Genomic DNA, 20,518 nt, shown 5'->3' with positions numbered 1-20,518 from the left:
ACGACGAAGAGCCGGGCGTTCACGGCAGCAGAATACGTCAAGATCGAAAACGGATGCCGCATCGAAACTCCCAGGTCGGACCGTGCGGCCCGAGGTTTCGGACCGGCCGACCAGACTTCCCGGCACACCGTGTGTAGAGATTTCGTCAACGGTACCGCGAACGGGTTTACCTGTCGCTCGGGTGGCTGAGCTCGTACACCCGGCAGGCTGCGCGGATGACTGGATAGGAGACGTTGCGCACCTCGACGCCGCCCGCGGTGCGGCCGAATTCGGTGCCGCCGTGGGCGTGGCCGTGGATGGCGAGGGCGGCGCCGGCCGCGTCCACCGCCTCGGCGAGATCGTGACAGCCCAGGCCCGGGTAGATCTTCGGGGGTTCGCCGGCCAGGGTGCCGACGACGGGGGAGAAGTGCATGAGGGCGATGCGGAGATCGGTGTCGAGGGATTCCAGGGCGGCGCGCAGGCGGGTAGCGTCGGCGGGGCCGCGGCGGAAGCGGGCGCGGTGTTCGACACTGCCCTCGGCGGGATTGCCGGGGTGGCCGGGAAATCCGCCGCTGCCGCCCATCACCCCGGCGATGCCCAGGCGAATCCCGTTGACGGGCAGGGTGATCGCGGTGCCGTCGAGCATGTGCACGCCGATCTCGCTGAGCCGCACCGAGATTCGGAAACCGAGTCGGCGGTCGTGATCGTGATTGCCCAGGACGGCGACCACCGGGACCGGCAGCTCCTCGATCTCGGCGCACAGCGCGTCGGTGTCGCGCAGGGTGCCGCCATTGGTCAGATCACCGGCCAGCAGCAGCACATCCGCGCGTTCGCCCAGTTCCAGCAGGGCGGGCCGGAATCGGCCGCGCATGCTCTCGCGCATGTGCAGATCGCCCACTGCCGCGATCCGGACGCGTCCGGAATCGGTCTCACCACGGCCCATACCGTCAGCCAGCCACAGAACCATCCTGGCTGTCAACGCTATTCGGGCCGTGGCCGGTGCGGGCCTACTCGCCCAGGGGCTCCAGCCGTAGCGGGACGCCGAGGCGGTTCCACAGGTTGATCTGCGCGGTCACCGCGACCAGACCCGCCCGCTGGCCCTCGTCGAAGTGCTTCTCCACGCCCGCCCAGATCTCGTCGCTCACCCCGTGCGGGCCGAGTTGCGTTGTGGCCTCGGCGTATTCCAGCGCCGCCTGCTCGGCCGGGGTGAAGAGCTCGGACTCCCGCCAGGCGTTGAGGTGCCAGAGCCGTCGCTCGGTCTCGCCCTCCTTGCGGGCCTCGGTGGAGTGCATGTCGATGCAGAACAGGCAACCGTTGACCTGTGAGACCCGGATCTTGACCAGTTCCCGCACGGTGGCGTCGAGGGGGCCGCGACGGATCGCGGTCTCGGCGGCGATCCAGGCCTGGTAGACCTCGGGGGCCGCCTGCTGCATGTTCAATCGCGACATGGTGTCGTCCTTCCTCCGGTTCGTTTCCACACCAAGGACGAGACAGGGCCCGCGGACGTGACGGGTGGGCCGCTGTGGCCTCCATCACACCAGCATGGCGCTGGTCGCGGCCGCAGTTGCCGGTGGGTTCCCGGGCCGCGTCCCAGCTGGACCGGTCGGCTCGTTCGGTCCGGAGGGTGGCGTTTGCCGTAATTGTGCGAAATGCGGCGCGGCGGACAATAATCCGCACGTGGGAACAGTTCTGCTGATCGCGCTGGGTCTGCTGTGCTTCGTCACCGGACCCGCATTGGCGCTGGTTATCGTGCTCGCCGTGCGAGGGTCGGCGCGGGGCGCCGCCGCCGCGCCCCGGTCCGGACGCCGTGATGCCGGACGGATACCCGTCGGTGCCGACCAGGGCCATCGCCGGTAGCCACGGGATCGCCCGCGCGACGGCCAGGTTCCGGTGGATCCCCCAGGCGATCCACCGGAACCCGGCCGGACACCGGATCACCCCTGAACCGGTGCGCGGGAACCGCTACGGCCGCGTCAGTGCGGCATAGCGGGCGATGTGCTGGTCGGTGGTGCCGAACTCGTACTGCACAGCGGTCAGGCGCTTGAAGAAGTGGCCGATGGCCAGCTCCTCGGTCATGCCCATGGCGCCGTGCAACTGCACCGACTCCTGGCCGATGCGCCGGGCGGCGCGGCCGATGGTGGCCTTGGCGGCCGAGGCGGCGCGGGCCCGCTCGGGTGCGGGGGCATCCAGCTTCAGCGTCACCAGATACGTTGCGGCCACGGCCTGTTCGAGCTCCAGCAGCATGTCCACCATACGGTGCTGCAGCGCCTGGAAGCTGGCGATCGGGACGCCGAACTGCTGACGCTGCTTGCTGTAGGCGACGGTGTCGGCGACCACCTTGCGCATGGCTCCGACCGCCTCGGCGCACACCGCCGCGATGGCCTCGTCCAGGGTGGCGGCAATGGCCTCGCCCGCGTCCGCGAGCAGCAGGGCGTCGGCGGGCACGCGCAGGGCCTCGAAGGTCAGGTCCGCGGCCTGGCGCTCGTCGATGGTGCGGTACGGGCGCGCGACGAGCCCGGCCGGGGAATGGGCGGCGTCGAAATCGACCACGAACAGCGCGATGTCGCCGTCCAGTCGCGCGGTCACCAGCAGGTGGGTGGCCAGCGGTGCGGCGATCACCACCGTCTTCTCACCGGTCAGCACCCAGCCGTCACCGTCGCGGACCGCGGTGGTCGCGACAGCGGTGTAGTCGTAGCCGGATCGCGGTTCCAGCGCGGCGAACCCGGTGACCACCTCGCCGGCGGCGATGCCCGTCAGCAGATCCTCGGCCCGCTTGCCGCCGGCGCGCCGCAGCAGGCCGCCGCCGACCACCACGGTGTCCACGTACGGTTCCAGCACGAGTGCCGCGCCCAGCGCCTCGGCGATGATCATGGTCTCGACCGGGCCGCCCCCGATGCCGCCCACCGACTCCGGCAGGCTCGCCCCGAGAATCCCGACCTCCTCGGCCAGCCCGCGCCACACCTCCGGCTGCCAGCCGGCCCCGGTGCGCGCCGCCGCGCGGCTGGGCTCGAGCGGATAGCGCGCCGCCAGGAACTCGGTGACGGTGTCGCGGAGCAGTTCTTGTTCGGCGGTGAAGGAGAAGTCCATGGCTACAGTCCCAAGGTGGCTTTGGCGATGATGTTGCGCTGAATCTCGTTGCTGCCGGCGTAGATCGAGCCGGCGCGGTCGTTGAAGTACCGCAGCGGGGCGACCGCCTGCCAGTCGGCGCCGGCGACGAAACCGTCTGCGGGCGGGGTGAAATCGGCGATCGGCCCGCCCGGCATGGTGGCGTGCGGCTGATAGGCGCGACCGCGCGGACCGGCGGCCTCCAGCGCGAGCTCGGTGAGTGTCTGGCTCAGCTCGGTGCCCAGGATCTTGATGGTGGATGCGGCGGGGCCGGGATCCTTTCCGCTGGAAACCAGTGCGAGGGTGCGGTATTCGAGGATCTCCAGCACGTCCGCGCGCAGGCGGGCATCGGCCAGTTTGGCGGCGAAGGCGGGATCGTCGATGAGCACGCCGCCGTTCGGGGCGACCTGCTCCGTGGCCGCCTGGGCGAGCTCCTCGGCCATGACCTGCAGGGCCGGGGCCGCCGCGCCGCCGCCGCGCTCGAAGTTGAGCAGGTACTTGGCGACGGTCCAGCCTTCGTCGATGGCGCCCAGCACGTTCGCCTGCGGCACCCGCACCTGATCGAAGAACACCTGGTTCTGTACCTGCTCGCCGGAGGTCATGACCAGCGGGCGGATCTCGATGCCGGGGGTGCGCATGTCGATGAGCACGAAGGTGATGCCCTGCTGCTTCTTGGCCTGCCGGGAGGTGCGGACCAGGGCGAAGATCCAGTTGGCCTCGGTGGCGTGCGTGGTCCAGATCTTGGAGCCGGTGACGACCAGGTCCTCGCCGTCGGGCACCGCGGCCATGGTCAGCGAGGCCAGATCCGAGCCCGCCTCGGGCTCCGAATAGCCCTGGCAGAAGAAGACCTCGCCGGTGAGGATGCGGGGCAGGAAGAAGTCCTGCTGCTCCGGGGTGCCGAAGGCCATGATGGCGTGCGCGACCATGCGAATTCCCATGGGGGACAGGTTCGGTGCGCCGGCCAGGGTGCATTCGCGGCCGAAGATGTAGTGCTGGGTCAGGCTCCAGTTGCAGCCGCCGTACTGCACCGGCCATGCCGGGGCGGCCCAGCCGCGTTCGTGCAGGATGGCCTGCCACTGCATGCTGGCCTCGTGGTCCGGGTAGACGCTGGTCGCCAACCGTCCCGCACGGCGAAGATCGCCGGTTAACTTTTCGTCGAGGAAGCTGCGCACTTCATCACGAAATGCCAGATCGGCAGGCGACCAGTCGAGGTCCACGATGACTCCTTGTCCGAGAACTGGAAGTAACCATCTCATCGCATCACCCCTGCTGGCAAATGTGCTGGCACCCGCCTTCAGTTGAATGGTCTTGACATTCCATTATGGAGGTTTATCCTGGATTCATATTCCACTGTGGAACATATGGCAGCGTCCGACCGAGAGGATCGACATGGACATCACCACCGGCACCCGCGCCTCCGACGCCGAGCGCGCCCAGATCGCCGACCTCCTCGGCCGCCACCTCTCCGACGGCCGCCTCGACCTGGCCGAATACAACGAGCGCCTCACCCGGGTCTACGCCACCGCCACCCGCGAAGACCTCCAACTGGTCCTCCAGGACCTCCCCAAACTGCCCAAGACCGTTGCACCCCAGTCCATCTCCCGCACCCGCTTCCCCATCTGGCAGCGGATCGAGGGCAGCGCCTGGCTCGGCGTCAGCCTCCTCTGCCTCGTCATCTGGGCCGCAATCTCCCTCACCACAGGCGAATTCACCTACCCCTGGCCCATCTGGGTCATCGGCCCCTGGGGCGCAGTCCTCGTCTTCCGCGTCGTCATGGGCTGGGAATCCGCCGCCTGGAACCGCTCCCGCCCCCGCTGACCCCGAGTGCTCGCTAGGGCGTGACATCGCCGCGTGTCCGAGGCCACTTCGGGGGCTGTGCCGAGGCTCTGGCCGAGTGGTTGCCGATCAAGTCCGGCACATCGGCCAGGAGGCTTTCGGCATCGTCTGGACTGCGAATCCGGACCGGCTGCGAGTCCGGTGTGGACGGGTGCTACTCACCGCAGTAAGTCTCGACGAGGTGTTCGAGGATCAGTGTGCAGCACTTCCCATCTGGGATTTGCTGCACACTGATCGGTTCTCGGCACGGGCTTCCGGTGCCTTGACTACTGGGCGAGTTGGGTGCGCAGCGCGGTGGCGAACCAGTCGAAGGTTGGGGTCAGGTCGGGGAGTGGGGGCCAGGCGTTGATGGTGGCTACCAGGCGCCAATAACGTTCTACGCGTGGGTCGTTGGCGATTTCCAGGCGGGTCAGGATCCATTCTCGGAGATTGTGGTCGTCCGGCTTGGTGAAGGTTTCGGCGTAGCGGGCTGTGAGGGTGTCGAGGACGGGTGCTGCGGTTGGGCTTTCGGGGGCGATGCCGTCGGTCAGGGCTCGGGCGACTTCGGTGCGGACGGCCTCGGTGAGGTCGTGGTGGAGGCCGGTGTGGTCGCCGGCGGCGCGTTCCTCGGCCTGGTAGTCCGCCATGCGGCGGACCGCGGCGCGAAATTCTTTGTCCTGCACCAGTTCCACCAGGTCCATCCAGGCGCCGACCTGGTCGGGGGTGGGGTCGTCGGGGAGTTCCGGCATGGTGGAACGGAGCAGTTCCAGCACGGCGGGGTTGCCGTCCACGGCGCCGAAGGTGTCGTCGACGAAGTCGTGAATGATGCGGGCGCGTTCGGCTTCGGACAATTGCACCAGTTTGTGCATGAATCCCATCTCCTTGTCATCCGATCCCCGGTTGGCCACCGCGCGGAGCACCGCGCGCCGGAGCCGCAGTACGCGGATCTGTACGTCCACCGCCTCGGCGTGCGCGGTCGCGACCTCGGTCAGGGAGGTTTCGCGGGACAGCACGCGCCGCACGGTCGCCAGGTCCATGCCCAGTTCGCGCAGGGTGCGTACCAGTTCCAGGCGCGCCACGGCCTCGATGTCGTACAGCCGGTAGCCGCCGGGGCTGTACATGGTCGCCGGAACGATCCCCTTGTCGGAGTAGAACCGAATGGTCTTGACCGTCAGGCCGGTGCGTTCGGCCAGCGCCCCGATCGTGTAGAGCGTTTCGTCGTCCATGCGTCAACCTTGGTGCTTCCCCTTGGTGGAGACTCAAGTCCTGGTGTCCGGCATACTCGGGGCAATCCCGGCGGAGCGGGTAGTCTGAGCCGCTGTGCACCTGAAGAGTCTGACGCTGAAGGGGTTCAAGTCCTTCGCGTCCGCGACGACGTTGCGATTCGAACCGGGGATCACCTGCGTGGTCGGGCCCAACGGGTCGGGGAAATCCAATGTCGTCGACGCGCTCACCTGGGTGATGGGTGAGCAGGGCGCGAAAGCCCTGCGGGGTGGGAAGATGCAGGACGTCATCTTCGCCGGTACCGCGGGCCGCGCCCCGCTCGGTCGTGCCGAAGTCACGCTGACCATCGACAACTCCGACGGCGTGCTGCCCATCGAGTACTCCGAAGTGTCCATTACCCGCCGCATGTTCCGCGACGGCGCGGGCGAGTACGAGATCAATGGAAACTCCTGCCGGCTCATGGATGTCCAGGAGCTGCTCAGCGACTCCGGCATCGGCCGGGAAATGCACGTCATCGTCGGTCAGGGCCAGCTGTCGGCGATTCTGGAATCGCGGCCGGAGGATCGGCGGGCCTTCATCGAGGAGGCCGCGGGCGTGCTCAAGCACCGGCGGCGCAAGGAGAAGGCGGTCCGCAAGCTGGACGCCATGCAGGCCAACCTGGCCCGCCTCACCGACCTCACCACCGAATTGCGCAGGCAGTTGAAGCCGCTGGGCCGGCAGGCCGAGGTGGCCCGCCGCGCCGCGACCGTCCAGTCCGAGCTCCGCGATGCCCGTTTGCGCCTGGCCGCCGACGATCTGGTGAGCCGCCGCCGCGAACTGGAGAGCCAGCAGAGCAAGGAGGCCTACGCCCGCGAGCAGCAGGTCAACGTGCAGGCCGAGCTGGACGCCGCCAATGCCGCCCTGGCCCAGCAGGAATTCGAGCTCTCCAAGCTCACCCCCAGCGCCGAGGCCGCCGCCCAGACCTGGTTCCAGCTGTCCGCCCTGACCGAACGCGTCAATGCCACTATCCGCATTGCCCGCGATCGCGCGCGCAACCTCACCATCGAGCAACCCGCCGGCGCCGGCCGCGACCCGGAACAGCTGGAGCGCGAGGCGGATCGGGTCGAAGCCGAAGAGGCCGAACTACGCGAAGCGGTCGAAATGGCCACCGAAACCTTGGAAGCCGCCCGCGAGCAACTGCACGAACGCGAGCAGGCCGCCAAGGCCGCCGAACAGGCCCACCTGGCCGCCGTCCGCGCCATCGCCGACCGCCGCGAGGGCCTGGCCCGCCTGTCCGGCCAGGTCGACACCCTGCGCATCCGCGCCCAGTCCGTGGACGGCGAGATCGCGCGCATGTCCACCGGCATCGCCGAGGCCCGCCGCCGCGGCGAGGACGCGAACGCCGAATTCGAGGCAGTCCAGGGCGAATTGAGCGAACTCGACGCGGGCGAGGAGGGCCTCGACACCTCCTACGAGCACGCCGCCCAGGCGCTCGCCCTGGCCGACCAGCGCGTCACCGAACTGCGCGAGAAGGACCGCGAGGCCGGTAAACGCGTCGCCTCGCTGACCGCCCGGATCGAGGCCCTCACCATGGGCCTGCGCCGCAAGGACGGCGCGGCCTGGCTGCTCGAGCACCGCACCGACGGCCTGCTCGGCCCGCTGTCCGGGCTGATCCGGGTGCACGGCGGTTTCGAGTCCGCGGTCGCCGCCGCACTGGGCCCGCTGGCCGACGCCGTCGCCGCCGACACCGGGCACTCGGCCCACGCCGCCGTGCGCGCCCTCAAGGAATCCGACGGCGGCCGCGCCGCCATCGTCTACGCCGACGCCACCGATCAGCCGGTGGCACCGGCGGATTCGCGACTACCGGCCGCCGCGCGCTGGCTCACCGAGGTGGTGGACTGCCCCGCCGACCTGCGTGGCGCCATCGCCGCCCTCACCGCCGGGATCGCCGTCACCGACGATCTCGCCACCGCCGCCCGGGTCCTCGCCGAGCGCCCGGAACTGCGCGTGGTCACCCGCGACGGCGACCTCACCGGCAGCGGCTGGCTGCTCGGCGGCTCCGACCGCGCCCCCAGCCAGCTCGAGGTGCAGGCCGACATCGATTCCGCCAAGGACGAATTGGCCTCCTGGCAGCGCACGGCCGAGGAACTCGAGGCCGCGCTCGCGGGCGCGCTCGCCGAGCAGTCCGACCGCAAGGAGGCGGTCGACCACGCCCTGCTCGCCCTGCACGAATCCGATCAGGCCCTGGTCGCCATCTACGACCGCCTGGGCCGCCTCGGTCACGGCGCCCGCACCGCCCAGCGCGAATGCGACCGCCTGCTGGCCCAGCGCGACGAAGCCGAAACCGGCCGCGAGGACACGCTTTCCAAACTGGCCGACCTCGAGGACCGGCTGCGCCATGCCGAACTCGAACAGGCCGAAATGGATCCGGAGGCCGCCGGCACCGAGACCGCGGGGTACGCCCGCGAGGAGGCCGCCGCCGCCCTCGCCGAGGCCCGCTCGATGGAGGTCGAGGCCCGCCTGGCCGTCCGCACCGCCGAGGAACGCGCGGAATCGGTACGCGGCAAAGCGGATTCGCTGCGCCGCGCGGCCCGCGCCGAACGCGAGACCCGCGCCCGCGCCGAACGCGCCCAGGCCGCCCGCCGCCAGGCCGCCGCCGTCGCGGCCGTGGTCGCCGAGTCCGCGGAACGGGTGGCCGCCGAACTCGAGCAGGTGGTCGGCCAGGCCGCCACCCGCCGTGACGAATTGGTGTGCCGCCGTAGCGAATTCGCGGCCCAGGTGGAGCAGACCAAGGAACGCTCCCGCGCCCTCACCACCCAGCTCACCCAGCTCACCGACGCCGTGCACCGCGACGAGGTGGCCCGCGCCCAGGCCGCACTGCGCATCGAACAGGTCGAGACCACCATCTCCGAACAGTTCGGCATCAGCCTCGACGACCTCATCGCCGAATACGGCCCGGACGTCCCCATGCCGCCCACCGCGCTGGAGCTGATGGAGTACGAGCAGGCCCGCGACCGCGGCGAAGCAGTCAGCGCACCCCAGCCCATGCCCTATGACCGCGCCACTCAGGAGCGCCGCGCCAAGCGCGCCGAGAAGGACCTCACCACCCTCGGCAAGGTGAATCCCCTGGCGCTGGAGGAGTTCGCGGCCCTCGAGGAGCGCTACACCTTCCTCAATACCCAGCTCGAGGACGTCAAGAAGGCCCGCCAGGATCTGCTCGACGTGGTCGCCGAGGTGGACGAGCGCATCCTGCAGGTCTTCACCGAGGCCTACGAGGACGTCGAACGCGAATTCACCGGCGTCTTCGGGCGCCTGTTCCCCGGCGGTGAGGGGCGGCTGCTGCTCACCGATCCCAGCGACATGCTCACCACCGGCGTCGAGGTCGAGGCCCGCCCGCCGGGCAAGAAGGTCAAGCGGTTGTCGCTGCTCTCCGGTGGCGAGAAATCCCTTGCGGCAGTGGCATTCCTGGTGTCGATCTTCCGGGCTCGCCCCTCCCCGTTCTATGTCATGGACGAGGTCGAGGCGGCGCTGGACGACACCAATCTGCGCCGGCTCATCGGCCTGTTCGAGCAGCTGCGCGAGAAGAGCCAGCTCATCGTCATCACCCACCAGAAGCCGACCATGGAGATCGCCGACGCGCTCTACGGCGTCAGCATGCGCGGTGACGGCATCACGCAGGTGATCTCGCAGCGCATGCGCGGGGAGAATCTGGTCGGCGCGACACCGTGACCCGGTGACGACCCCGGCGCCGCCGTACCGGTGAGCGGGATTGCGGTGCGGGGCAAAGTGAAACGCCTGCGCGTCGCATGGGCGAGGCATTAGCGTCCGGCCCCATGAGACGCTCCCTCGCAGTACTGGCCGCCGGCATCGCCGTCGGCCTGGTCGCCCCGCTCCCGGTCGCCCTGGCCGACTCCGGATCCTCCGCACTCGGATCCGGATCGGCCTCCGGCTCGGGCACCGGCTCCCTGTCCGGTTCCGGCGGCGGCAACAGCAACCTGCCGCCCTACAGCCAGTGGATCGGCGACATCACCCCGATCGCCGCCGACGCGCAGACCTACCTCACCACCGCGCTGCCCGGAACCACCAAGCCCGCCATCGTCTTCGACGTCGACAACACCGTACTCGAGACGACCTACCATCCGGGCCCGATCACCCCCGCCATCCAGCCGATCCTGAAGCTGGCGCAGTGGGCGAAAAGCCAAGGCGCGTCCATCATCTTCGTGACCGGCCGGCCCGCGCTCATGAACTTCTACACCCAGATCAACCTGACCACCGTCGGCTACCCGGTGGACGGGCTCTACGGCGGCGGCCTCACCACCGGCTCCAGCGGCGCGGGCGCCCTCGCCGACTACAAGACCGCAACCCGCGCCTCCATCGAGGCCCAGGGTTACACCATCGTCGCCAATATCGGCAACAGCGCCTCCGATCTGTCCGGCGGCCACGCCCTGAAGACCTTCAAGCTGCCGGACTACAACGGCGCCCTGGCGTGACCTACCGAGTCCCGTGAACGCGGGCGAGGAGGCTCGGGTCCTCCTCGCCCGCGGTCCTCACCCGTCCAGCAGCGACTTCAACCGCGCCGCACCGGTTTCGGCCAGCCACATGTCGAAAGTCCGCAAGCCGGGATGGATTTCGCGCAGCGCGGGAATGTCGGCGTGCCAGCCCTGGCCCTGCCGCGACAAGCGCCAGACCGCCCCGACCTCGGGTCCCATGGCCTCGGCCTCGGCCTCGGTGCCCTCCAGGTAGCGCACCGCGTGCCCGGTGGCGGCCGTGACGGCGGCGGCCGCGGCGGGCATGGTCGGATCGTCACCGGCCAATTCCAGCACCCGGCCGTGGAATCGGGCCGGATCCTCGAAGGCCAGGTGCGCGAACACGGCAATATCGTCGAGGGCGATGGACTGCACCGGCCGGTCCGCCGGGAACAGATGCTTGTGCACGCCATCGTTGATGCCGTCCACCGGGAAGCCCTGCATGAAGTAGTTCTCCATGAAACGGGCCGGGCGCAGGATCGTCCAGTGCAGACCACTGGACTGCAACACCTCCTCCACCCGCCGCTTGCCCTGCGCACCCCACTTGCCGTCCTCGGTGTAGGAGGCGACGGTGGTGAACACGATGAACTCCACCCCGGCGGTGCGCGCCGCCGCGATGAACCGCGTGCCGCGCTCGACCTCCAGCTCGGTGTCCCAGCCGTTCGGGCCGAAGGTCGCGGGCGGCACCAGGAAGGCCGCGCCCACGCCGGACAGCGCCGGGGCGAGGGACTCGGGAGCGTCGAAGTCCCCGACGGCCAGTTGCGCACCCGCGGCCGCGAGTTCCTGTGCCGCAGGCGATTCCGGATCACGCACCAGCGCCCGCACCGCCCGGCCGGCGGCGAGCAGCCGGCGCGCGGTGGCCCCGCCCTGCTTGCCGGTCGCCCCGGTCACCAGCACCGGATCATCGCGAGAAGGCTCGGTCGGATCATTTCGAGAAGACATCGTCAGCCGTTCGTTCGGTAGTATTCGGGTCGGTCAACCCGAATATGGACGCTAGAACCGCCCGTTTCCGTTGACCACGACCGGAAAGGACCCGCGTAACGAAATGTCCGCGCCCCGCCTGTCCCACGTAGAGCACACCCTGTCCCGCGTAGAGCCGACCCGGCTCCGCGACAAGCCCGCCCCGAACACCCGGTCCGATGCGCGCCGCAATCGCGCGCTGGTGCTGGCCGCGGCGCAGCGAGCCCTCGCCGAGGGCGGCGTCGCCGTGTCACTGGCCGAGGTGGCCCGCCGCGCGGGCGTCGGCGCGGGCACCGTCTACCGGCATTTCCCCACCAAAACCGCACTGCTGGAGGCGGTCATGCAGCAGCGCATCGACCGCCTCACCGCTCTCGCGCGCCGCCTGCGGGACGCGCCCGACCCGGGCCGGGCCTTCTTCGTCTTCTGTACCGAGGTCATCGTCTCGTCCCATCGCAACCAGGCCGTCTGCGACCTGGCCGCCAATGACGGCTGGCCCCGCGAACTGGTGCAGGACGCGGGCGCCCGCTTCCACGCCGCCCTCGATGATCTGCTGGTCGCCGCGCAGCGCGCCGGCGCGGTCCGCCCGGACCTCGCGCTCTCCGACGTGCTGGCCCTGTTCACGGGATGTGTTGCCATCCAACGCCTCAGCCCGGGTCGCGAACTGTCCCGACCCGCCGCCCTGGTCCTGGACTCCATGCGGGCCCGGCCCGGGTCCGGCACCGTAACGAAACCCCGGAACCCGCCCGCGCCCCGTGACGAAACCGCGGCGCGTGACGAAACGCCGCACTGCCCGATCTGCGCGACCCCGATCCACCCGCCCGGCACCGGCCGCCCGGCCCGCTACTGCTCCGCCGCCTGCCGTCAGAAGGCACATCGCCGTCGCCACGCCACCCCCGCATGAGCCCCTAATCGGCCCCGCCCTGAAAGCCGTTGGGGCACTTCGTGACCTGGGTGTGTCCGAACGGATGCGAAGGTGTGACGAGGCGGGTGCGGAGGCGAAAAATACTGGTAGAAGGCCATATTTGGCGTATTCGTATGGACCCGCAACGGGGCAGTGGGGAAGTACGCTCCCTGCGTGGTTTGGGTGTCGGCCGCGACGTTCGGTGTCGCATGGTGGCTCGGTTTGTATCTACTGGCGCGGGATCCGCGAAAGCCGTTGTTACGCAGGGCTGCCATCGGGCTGCTGGCGTTCGCCGCGGCCGTGGTGGCGGATCGGCTGGCCGGCGGCAACTCCTGGTTCGACGGTCCGCGGATCGTGCTGGTGTGCGCGCCGGTGCTGGCCTTCAGCGGAGTCTTCGTGCGGCTGCTGCCCCTCGGCGCCGTCGAGCGCGTGGACCGCTGGTGGCGGGTCGGGCTGCTGCCGCTGTGCGCCCTGCTGGCCATGCCCGCCGCCGGCGGCTTCCTGCCCGCCGGGTACCTGCTCGGCGCGCTCACCCTGCTGGCGCTGCTCGGCACCATGCTCGGGATGCTGGGACAGCACGCCGAATGGTCCGAGGATTCGCGGCGGTCGGCGGCCGGCCTGCTCACCATCGGCGCGCTGCTGCTCGGGCTCAGCGCGGCCCTGATCCTGTTGGGGCTCAACGTCCTGCCGCGCACGGCCATGCTGTCGGTGATCGCGGCCGACCTGGTGGTGCTGGGCCTGGGCATCGCCGTGGTGGACGCCTACGACGAGGGCGAGGGTCTGCGCGCCGACATGACCCACTCGCTGGTGCTCTCGGCGGCCACCGCGGCCGTGTTCGGCGGTCAGGCCGCGCTCGCCCTCACCCTGGCCGGTGAGCGCCCCGCCCTGATCGCCTTGTTCTTCGGCGCCGTCGCCGGCTCCATCGCCCTGCAGGTCCTCCACGGCCCCCTGCACGCCGGCGCCGACCGCGTGGCCTTCGCCTCGGACCCGCAGCTGTGCGCGGCCCGCGTCGAATTGCGCAGCGCCACAGAGGCATTGCTGCGCAGGGGTAGCGACAACGAGCTGCACACCGGCGGCTGAGCCGGCTGCGGCAGGGTCTCAGAGCAGGTCGCTGACGTCGTCGGGGACGTCGACGGCGTACTTGCGCAGGGTTTCCATGGGCACCACCTCGAGGGCGTTCTCGTGGGTGGCGGCCAGCACCACCGGCGCGGCCACCCCGTCCTCGTGGGCGTGCAGCCAGCGCACGGCCACCACACACCACCTGTCGCCCGGTTGCAGGCCCGGGAAGTTGTTCTCGGGCCGCGGAGTGACGAGATCGTTGCCGATCGACTTCTGGTGCTCCAGGAATTCCGCCGTCACCACGGTGCAGACGGTGTGGCTGCCCAAATCCTCGGGACCGGTGCTGCAGCATCCGTCCCGGTAGAAGCCGGTGAGAGGATCGGTGCCACACTCCTCCAGCGGTCCCCCAAGCACATTTCGATCGGTCACGTCGCCGATCCTATTGTCTCGGTGTCGCATTCGCCGCTCCTTCCGCACTGTGGCACGTTCTCGAGCAGACCGGTTGGTAGTTGCTGGGATTTCCAGGCCCCTACCCGGCGTGTCTCCGCATCACACGGCATGGCTGTGTGATAGACGACACTGCCCTGCGTGATAGACGACACTGCCCTGCGACGCGTCGGTAGGTATGTGAATCCGGCAATGCAGGTGCCTCTGAAAGGATGGGGGCGTGACGACTGCTGAACTGTGGATTCTCATCGCCGCGATCGCGGCGGTGCTGCTCGTGGCGCTGGTTGCCGGCTACGCCCTGAACAAGCGCCGCCGGATCTCGCTGACCCCGGAGGTCACCGAGACCAAGGAGGTGACCGACCGGTCGGGCGGATATCAGGCCTCGAGCGGATTCAACTTCAGCCAGGGCAGCGGCACTGCGGAGCGCGAGCAGGCGCCCGCCGCCAAACCCAAGCCGCAACCGCTGCCGCTCCCGCCCGAGCGCACCGACGACGAGGGTCAGCCGCACGTCGGCGACGACGCGGCCGTCCCGCGCGACGCCGCCAAGCGCAGCATCACCAATGTCCGCCTCCCCGACCCGGTCCAGGGCCCCGAGCTCGCTCCGGCCGCCGAGCCCGTCACGCCCGCCGAGCCCGTCACGCCCGCCGAGCCCGTCACGCCGACCGAGCCCGTCGCCACCGAGTCCGCCCCTGCCGCCGACGCGGGTGACGCGGCCACGCAGTCACCCGAGAACGCCGAGGACAGCGCCCGAGCCGCGGCGGTCGAGGCCGCCGAGCAGGCCGGTGAGACCGCGGCCGGCACCGCCGCCGGGGATGTCGTCGAGCGCCCCGCCTCGGAAGAGGCCGCCGCCGAGGAGGCCGCCGAGGCCGCCGTCGCCGCCGCCGAGGTGGCCGCTGCCGCCGAGGCCGCCATCGCCGCGCACGCGGGCGCGCCCGCCGCCGCGCCCGAAACCGCGCCCCCCGCCGAGGCGGCCGCCCCGGCCATCGCCGAGATCGAGCCCACCGCGGGCCGGCTGACCCGGCTGCGCGGTCGCCTGTCCCGCTCCCAGAACGCCGTCGGCAAGTCGCTGCTCGGCCTGCTGGGCGGTGGCGATCTGGACGAGGACTCCTGGGAGGAGATCGAGGACACCCTGGTCATGGCCGACCTGGGTACCGCCAGCACCGCCGCCATCGTGGAGCGACTGCGCCAGGAGATGGCCGCCCGCAGCGTTCGCACCGCCGCCGACGCGCGCGCCCTGCTGCGCGAGGTGCTCGTCGACGCGCTACGACCCGAGCTGGATCGCTCCATCCGGGCCCTACCGCACGCCGATCACCCGTCGATCCTGCTGGTCGTGGGCGTGAACGGCACCGGAAAGACCACCACCACCGGCAAGTTGGCGCGTGTGCTGGTGGCCGACGGCCGCCGGGTGCTGCTGGGCGCGGCCGACACCTTCCGTGCCGCGGCCGCCGATCAGCTGCAGACCTGGGGTGAGCGCGTGGGCGCGGAGACCGTGCGCGGCAAGGAGGGCGCGGATCCCGCGGCCGTGGCCTTCGACGCGGTGTCGGCCGGCATCGATCGCGGCGTGGACGTGGTGCTCATCGACACCGCCGGTCGCCTGCACACCAAGACCGGCCTGATGGACGAGCTGGGCAAGGTCAAGCGGGTGGTGGAGAAGAAGGCCGCGGTGGACGAGGTCATCCTGGTGCTCGACTCCACGGTCGGCCAGAACGGCCTGATGCAGGCGCGGGTCTTCGCCGACGTCGTGGACATCACCGGCGTCGCGCTGACCAAGCTGGACGGAACCGCCAAGGGCGGCATCGTCTTCCAGGTGCAGCATGAGCTGGGCGTTCCGGTCAAACTGGTCGGTTTGGGAGAGGGCGCCGACGACCTCGCACCCTTCGAGCCGGGCGCCTTCGTCGACGCCCTGCTCGGTTAACCGCTCCTGAACTGCATCGATACCGAAATCAACATCATCCTCACCCGGTCGTCATAACAGCGGTGCGGTTTCGGAAACGTGACCGCAACACTGCAAGCTCACCCGTTCACCTACGCGAAACGCCGCAGGATCACGGCTGAAACACCGACTGGTGAATCTCATTGCAGGCTTATTCGCAGGGTGCTGCGGGGCCAGAGATGAGGAGGACAAAGGTGGCGTACCCCATCGTTGATTTGCCGAACACCGGCGACACAGCCTGGATGTTGGCGAGTTCGGCATTGGTGCTTTTAATGACCCCGGGGCTCGCGTTCTTCTACGGCGGCATGGTCCGTAGCAAGAACGTGCTCAACATGATCATGATGAGCATCAGTGCCATGGGCATCGTCGGCGTGCTATGGGCAATCTTCGGATTCTCGGCAGCGTTCGGCAACAACAAGTTCGGACTGATCGGCAACCCGAAGCAGTTCTTCGGCCTCAAGGGCCTGATCGGTCCCGACGCGGTCGCGGATTCCGATCCGACCAAGGTCGTCGGGATCCCGCTGGCCGGTAACACCCACATTCCGATGACCGTGTTCGTGGCGTTCCAGCTGATGTTCGCGATCATCACCGTCGCCCTGATCTCGGGCGCGGTCGCGGACCGCCTGAAGTTCGGCGCCTGGGCGCTGTTCGCCGCGGTGTGGGCCACGATCGTCTACTTCCCGGTCGCGCACTGGGTCTTCGACTTCAACGCCACCGACTCCGACGGCAATGTCATTCACGAGGGCGGCTGGATCGCCAACAAGCTGCACGTGATCGACTTCGCCGGTGGTACCGCGGTCCACATCAACGCCGGTGCCGCGGGCCTGGCCCTCTGCCTCGTCCTGGGCAAGCGCAAGGGCTGGCCGAAGACCCCGATGCGTCCGCACAACCTGCCCTTCGTCATGCTCGGCGCCGGTCTGCTGTGGTTCGGCTGGTTCGGATTCAACGCCGGTTCGGCGCTGTCCTCCAACGGCACCGCGGGTTCCACCTTCCTGACCACCACCTTCGCCACCTGCTCGGCCATGCTCGGCTGGCTGCTCGTGGAGAAGCTGCGTGACGGTCACGCCACCTCGCTGGGCGCCGCGTCCGGCGTCGTCGCGGGTCTGGTCGCCATCACCCCGTCCTGCTCCTCGGTGAACGTCCTCGGCGCGCTGGCCATCGGCGCGGTCGCCGGTGTGGCCTGTGCCCTGGCCGTGGGCCTGAAGTTCAAGCTGGGCTTCGACGACTCGCTCGACGTGGTGGGCGTCCACCTGGTCGGCGGCATCATCGGCACCCTGATGGTCGGCCTGGTGGCCACCAAGGAGGCGCCGGCCGGTGTCGCGGGTCTGTTCTACGGCGGCGGCTTCAACCAGCTGTGGCGTCAGGCCGTGGGAGCCGGTGTGGTGCTTGCCTTCTCGTTCATCGTGACGCTGATCATCGCCTTCGCCATCAAGTTCACCATCGGCCTCCGCGCGAGCGAGGAAGAGGAGTTCGTCGGCATGGACGAGTCGGATCACGCTGAAACGGCATACGATTTCGCTGCTGTGGGTGGTGCGGCGCGCACCGCCGCCGTCAAGGAGGCATGACGAAAATGAAACTGATCACTGCGATCGTGAAGCCGTTCACCCTGGAGGACGTGAAGACCGGCCTGGAGCAGGCGGGTGTGCTCGGCATGACCGTCAGCGAGGTTCAGGGTTACGGTCGCCAGAAGGGCCACACCGAGGTCTACCGCGGTGCCGAGTACTCCGTCGACTTCGTCCCGAAGGTTCGGGTCGAGGTGGTCGTGGACGACGCCTCCGTCGACAAGGTCGTCGAGGTCATCGTGGAGGCCGCCCGCACCGGCAAGATCGGCGACGGCAAGGTCTGGGTGACCCCGGTCGACGCCATCGTCCGGGTTCGCACCGGCGAACGCGGTTCCGACGCTCTGTAAGCGGTAACCAGAGCAGCGGAACCAGTGGCGGCCCTGGCCGCCGTCGGTGTCGAACCGGCGGTGGCGGGGCCGCCCCCATGTGCGGCGAAGAACTGAATTCAGACGGGTGGTGGGTTGTGGGTTTCCAGCAGGAACACGACGACAGAACCGAGGCCGAGCAGGTTTCCGGCGGAGCCTCGGACCTGGTCCGGGCTCGCAACCAACTGCTCGCGGAGCACAGCGCCAACGGCCGCGCGGCCCGTCTGGACCCCGAGGCGCTGCGGGAAGCGCTGGTGGATCTCTACGAGCTGTGGCTGACCACCAAGGGCCACGAGGTCGGCATCACCGCCGACAGCGGGCTCGCCCTCGTCGCCGTGGGCGGACTGGGCCGCCGGGAAATGCTGCCCTACTCCGACCTGGATCTGGTGCTGCTCTACGACGACGTCGATCCGCAGCGGGTCGCCGAGGTCGCCGATCAGCTCTGGTATCCGCTGTGGGACGCCCACATCAAGCTCGATCACAGCGTGCGCACCGTCCCGCAGGCGCTGCGCGTGGCCGCCGACGATCTCACCGCCGCCCTCGGCATGCTCGAGGCCCGGCACATCGTGGGCGACGACGGTCTGAGCAACCTGCTCATCAGCGGCGTGCGCCGGGACTGGCGCGCCGGAATCCGGTCCCGTTTCGACGCCCTGATCGAACAGGCCCAAACCCGCTGGCGCAGAAGCGGAGACGTCGCGCACCGCGCCGAGCCCGATATCAAGAACGGGCGCGGCGGGCTGCGCGACATCCAGCTGCTGGACGCGCTCGCCATCGCACAACTGACCGACGCCATGCCGGGGCTCGGTCCGGATGTGCCCGGCGGCGGGTTGCAGCAGGCGCATCGCCGCCTGCTGGATGTCCGCACCGAACTGCACCGGGTGGCGGGCCGGGCCCGCGACCAGTTGCGGGCCCAGGACGCCGACGAGATCGGGGCGGCCCTGCGCATCGGGGATCGCTTCGATCTGGCCCGCACGCTCAGTGATGCGGCCCGCACGGTGAGCTACTCCACCGACGTCGGGGTGCGGACCGCAGGGAACGCGCTGCCTCGGCGCGGGCTCGCGCGCTTGCGCCGCGCCCCGGTACGCCGACCACTCGATGAGGGGGTGGTCGAACACTCCGGGGAGGTGGTGCTCGCCCGTGATGCCCGGCCGCAGCGCGATCCCGGGCTGATCCTGCGGGTGGCCGCGGCCTCGGCGCAGACCGGGCTGCCGATGTCGGCGACCACGCTCAACCGGCTCGGCGAGGACGCGCCCGAGCTACGCGAGCCGTGGCCCAAGGAAGCCCTCAACGACCTGCTGGTCCTGCTGGGCACGGGCCGCGGCGCCGTCGATGCCGTGGAGGCGCTGGACCGGACGGGCCTGTGGGGCAGGCTCTTTCCGGAATGGGGCGTGGTGCGTGACCTGCCGCCGCGCGATGCCATGCACACCTGGACCGTGGACCGTCACCTCATGGAGACCGTCGCCCAGGCCGGGGCGCTGTCCACCCGGGTCGCCCGCCCGGACCTGCTGCTGCTGGGCGCGCTGCTGCACGATATCGGCAAGGGGCGCACCGAGGATCACAGCGTGGTCGGTGCGGAGCTGGCCGTCTCCATCGGAAATCGCCTGGGGCTGTGGCCCTCCGACGTGCAGACGCTCGCGGGTGTGGTGCGCCACCACCTGCTGCTGCCCGACACGGCCACGCGGCGCGACATCACCGATTCCGACACCGTGAAGATGGTGATCGACGCCCTCGACGGTGACCCGCAGCTGCTGGAGCTGCTGCACGCCCTGGCCGAGGCCGATGCGCTGGCCACCGGGCCCGGCGTGTGGAACGACTGGAAGGCCTCGCTCATCGGCGATCTCGTGCGCAACTGCCGCACGGCCATGGCGGGCTACGCCCTGCCCGAGCCGACCCCGATTCCCGACGAGCTGCGCACCCGCGCGGAATCCGGTGGCGTGCACGTGGATCTGAAGCCGGGGGAGAGCCGCTACCAGCATGTGGTCACCGTGGTCGCGCCCGACAATCCGGGTCTGCTCTCCGACGCGGCGGGTGTGCTGGCCGTGCACTCGCTGCGGGTGCTGTCGGCCGAACTCGCCAGTGTGGGCGCCTCGGCCATCGATACCTTCGTCGTGGCACCGCGGTTCGGTGATCCACCGGACCCGGGCCTGCTGCGCCAGGAACTGATCCGCGCCATCAACGGCGATCTGGATCTGGCCTCGGTGCTGGCCCGCAAGGAGCGCGATGCGGGCGGCGCCCAGCCGAGGCCGTTCGCGCAGGCGCAGCCGCGGGTGTTCTGGCACGAGACCGCCGATCCGGGCCGGGTACTGCTGGAATTGCGTGCCGAGGATCGCATCGGGTTGCTGAGCCGGTTGGCCGCGGCGCTGGCCGAGGCCGGGGTGAATGTCTGCTGGGCGAAGGTGGTGACCATGGGTTCGGCGGTCATCGACTCGTTCTGCCTGGATCTGGGCGCTACCGACACGCCCGGGCGGCGGGCGGAGATCGAGGCGGCGGTGCTGACGGTGGTGCCGCCACAACAACCGAAGAAACCTCTCGAACCGGACAGCTGAATCGGATCTCCCGACGGTTTCCCAATTGTTCGCCAGGAACCGGGATTAGCGGACAAACCGCGCGTTTGCCTGTTAATAAGAATGTTGCAGGAGATTTGCTGTAATACCGATCTGGTG

General features: G+C 69.8%; 17 protein-coding genes. 10 read left to right on the top strand and 7 right to left on the bottom strand.

The window, feature by feature from the left end; genetic code table 11:
• Nucleotides 1-166 precede the first annotated feature (166 nt).
• Together ACWEQQ_RS09360 and ACWEQQ_RS09355 are read right to left on the bottom strand one after the other, a co-directional pair.
• Nucleotides 167-946, bottom strand: a complete 780-nt coding sequence (locus ACWEQQ_RS09360) for a metallophosphoesterase family protein (RefSeq protein WP_452347878.1) — start codon at nucleotides 944-946, stop codon at nucleotides 167-169.
• A 40-nt stretch (nucleotides 947-986) separates the two neighbouring features.
• On the bottom strand, nucleotides 987-1,427 hold the full coding sequence (locus ACWEQQ_RS09355) for a carboxymuconolactone decarboxylase family protein (protein ID WP_452347877.1): 441 nt from the start codon (nucleotides 1,425-1,427) through the stop codon (nucleotides 987-989).
• A gap of 229 nt (nucleotides 1,428-1,656) precedes the next feature.
• Between ACWEQQ_RS09355 and ACWEQQ_RS09350 the strand changes: the two genes are divergently transcribed.
• Entirely contained in the window at nucleotides 1,657-1,836 is a 180-nt protein-coding gene (locus ACWEQQ_RS09350) for a hypothetical protein (protein WP_452347876.1), read from the top strand.
• A gap of 105 nt (nucleotides 1,837-1,941) precedes the next feature.
• On the opposite strand, the gene ACWEQQ_RS09345 is transcribed toward ACWEQQ_RS09350, so the two are convergent.
• Both ACWEQQ_RS09345 and ACWEQQ_RS09340 read right to left on the bottom strand, forming a co-directional pair.
• On the bottom strand, nucleotides 1,942-3,066 hold the full coding sequence (locus ACWEQQ_RS09345) for an acyl-CoA dehydrogenase family protein (RefSeq protein ID WP_452347875.1): 1,125 nt from the start codon (nucleotides 3,064-3,066) through the stop codon (nucleotides 1,942-1,944).
• Nucleotides 3,067-3,068: 2 nt separating this feature from the next.
• Complete coding sequence (locus ACWEQQ_RS09340; RefSeq protein ID WP_452347874.1) at nucleotides 3,069-4,301, bottom strand: acyl-CoA dehydrogenase family protein; 1,233 nt, start codon at nucleotides 4,299-4,301, stop codon at nucleotides 3,069-3,071.
• Nucleotides 4,302-4,473: 172 nt separating this feature from the next.
• Between ACWEQQ_RS09340 and ACWEQQ_RS09335 the strand changes: the two genes are divergently transcribed.
• The gene (locus tag ACWEQQ_RS09335; RefSeq protein WP_452347873.1) at nucleotides 4,474-4,902 is read left to right on the top strand and encodes a DUF1707 SHOCT-like domain-containing protein; all 429 of its coding nucleotides are present in this window, start codon (nucleotides 4,474-4,476) and stop codon (nucleotides 4,900-4,902) included.
• A 284-nt stretch (nucleotides 4,903-5,186) separates the two neighbouring features.
• On the opposite strand, the gene ACWEQQ_RS09330 is transcribed toward ACWEQQ_RS09335, so the two are convergent.
• Entirely contained in the window at nucleotides 5,187-6,125 is a 939-nt protein-coding gene (locus tag ACWEQQ_RS09330; protein ID WP_452347872.1) for a MerR family transcriptional regulator, read from the bottom strand.
• 94 nt (nucleotides 6,126-6,219) lie between these two features.
• Between ACWEQQ_RS09330 and smc the strand changes: the two genes are divergently transcribed.
• Together smc and ACWEQQ_RS09320 are read left to right on the top strand one after the other, a co-directional pair.
• Nucleotides 6,220-9,831 (top strand): chromosome segregation protein SMC, encoded by a 3,612-nt coding sequence (gene smc, locus ACWEQQ_RS09325; RefSeq protein ID WP_452347871.1) that lies wholly within the window; start codon nucleotides 6,220-6,222, stop codon nucleotides 9,829-9,831.
• Between the two features lie 104 nt (nucleotides 9,832-9,935).
• Nucleotides 9,936-10,592 (top strand): HAD family acid phosphatase, encoded by a 657-nt coding sequence (locus ACWEQQ_RS09320; protein ID WP_452347870.1) that lies wholly within the window; start codon nucleotides 9,936-9,938, stop codon nucleotides 10,590-10,592.
• A 57-nt stretch (nucleotides 10,593-10,649) separates the two neighbouring features.
• Here the strand turns inward: ACWEQQ_RS09320 and ACWEQQ_RS09315 are convergent, their stop codons facing one another.
• On the bottom strand, nucleotides 10,650-11,570 hold the full coding sequence (locus ACWEQQ_RS09315; RefSeq protein ID WP_452347869.1) for an NmrA family NAD(P)-binding protein: 921 nt from the start codon (nucleotides 11,568-11,570) through the stop codon (nucleotides 10,650-10,652).
• 103 nt (nucleotides 11,571-11,673) lie between these two features.
• On the opposite strand from ACWEQQ_RS09315, the gene ACWEQQ_RS09310 reads away from it, so the two are divergent.
• Nucleotides 11,674-12,489 carry a TetR/AcrR family transcriptional regulator gene (locus ACWEQQ_RS09310; protein ID WP_452347868.1) on the top strand — a complete coding sequence of 272 codons (816 nt, stop codon included), beginning with the start codon at nucleotides 11,674-11,676 and terminating at the stop codon, nucleotides 12,487-12,489.
• A gap of 174 nt (nucleotides 12,490-12,663) precedes the next feature.
• Entirely contained in the window at nucleotides 12,664-13,569 is a 906-nt protein-coding gene (locus ACWEQQ_RS09305) for a hypothetical protein (RefSeq protein ID WP_452345296.1), read from the top strand.
• An 18-nt stretch (nucleotides 13,570-13,587) separates the two neighbouring features.
• On the opposite strand, the gene ACWEQQ_RS09300 is transcribed toward ACWEQQ_RS09305, so the two are convergent.
• Nucleotides 13,588-13,977: a DUF2237 family protein gene (locus ACWEQQ_RS09300; protein ID WP_326357779.1), complete on the bottom strand. Its 390-nt coding sequence runs from the start codon at nucleotides 13,975-13,977 to the stop codon at nucleotides 13,588-13,590.
• Nucleotides 13,978-14,215: 238 nt separating this feature from the next.
• On the opposite strand from ACWEQQ_RS09300, the gene ftsY reads away from it, so the two are divergent.
• From ftsY to ACWEQQ_RS09280, 4 genes are all read left to right on the top strand, one after another.
• A complete protein-coding gene (gene ftsY, locus ACWEQQ_RS09295) occupies nucleotides 14,216-15,910 on the top strand; it encodes a signal recognition particle-docking protein FtsY (protein WP_452347867.1) in 1,695 nt (564 codons plus the stop codon).
• Between the two features lie 197 nt (nucleotides 15,911-16,107).
• Nucleotides 16,108-17,493, top strand: coding sequence for an ammonium transporter (locus tag ACWEQQ_RS09290; RefSeq protein WP_364613820.1), 1,386 nt, complete (start codon nucleotides 16,108-16,110; stop codon nucleotides 17,491-17,493).
• Between the two features lie 5 nt (nucleotides 17,494-17,498).
• Nucleotides 17,499-17,837, top strand: a complete 339-nt coding sequence (locus ACWEQQ_RS09285; protein ID WP_040859831.1) for a P-II family nitrogen regulator — start codon at nucleotides 17,499-17,501, stop codon at nucleotides 17,835-17,837.
• A 116-nt stretch (nucleotides 17,838-17,953) separates the two neighbouring features.
• Nucleotides 17,954-20,401 carry a [protein-PII] uridylyltransferase gene (locus ACWEQQ_RS09280; protein WP_452347866.1) on the top strand — a complete coding sequence of 816 codons (2,448 nt, stop codon included), beginning with the start codon at nucleotides 17,954-17,956 and terminating at the stop codon, nucleotides 20,399-20,401.
• Nucleotides 20,402-20,518 lie beyond the last annotated feature (117 nt).

The sequence above is a fragment of the Nocardia sp. NPDC004123 genome (assembly GCF_053603795.1).
The sequence above is the reverse complement of the archived record's forward strand: the minus strand, read 5'-3'. Positions and strand labels throughout refer to the sequence as shown.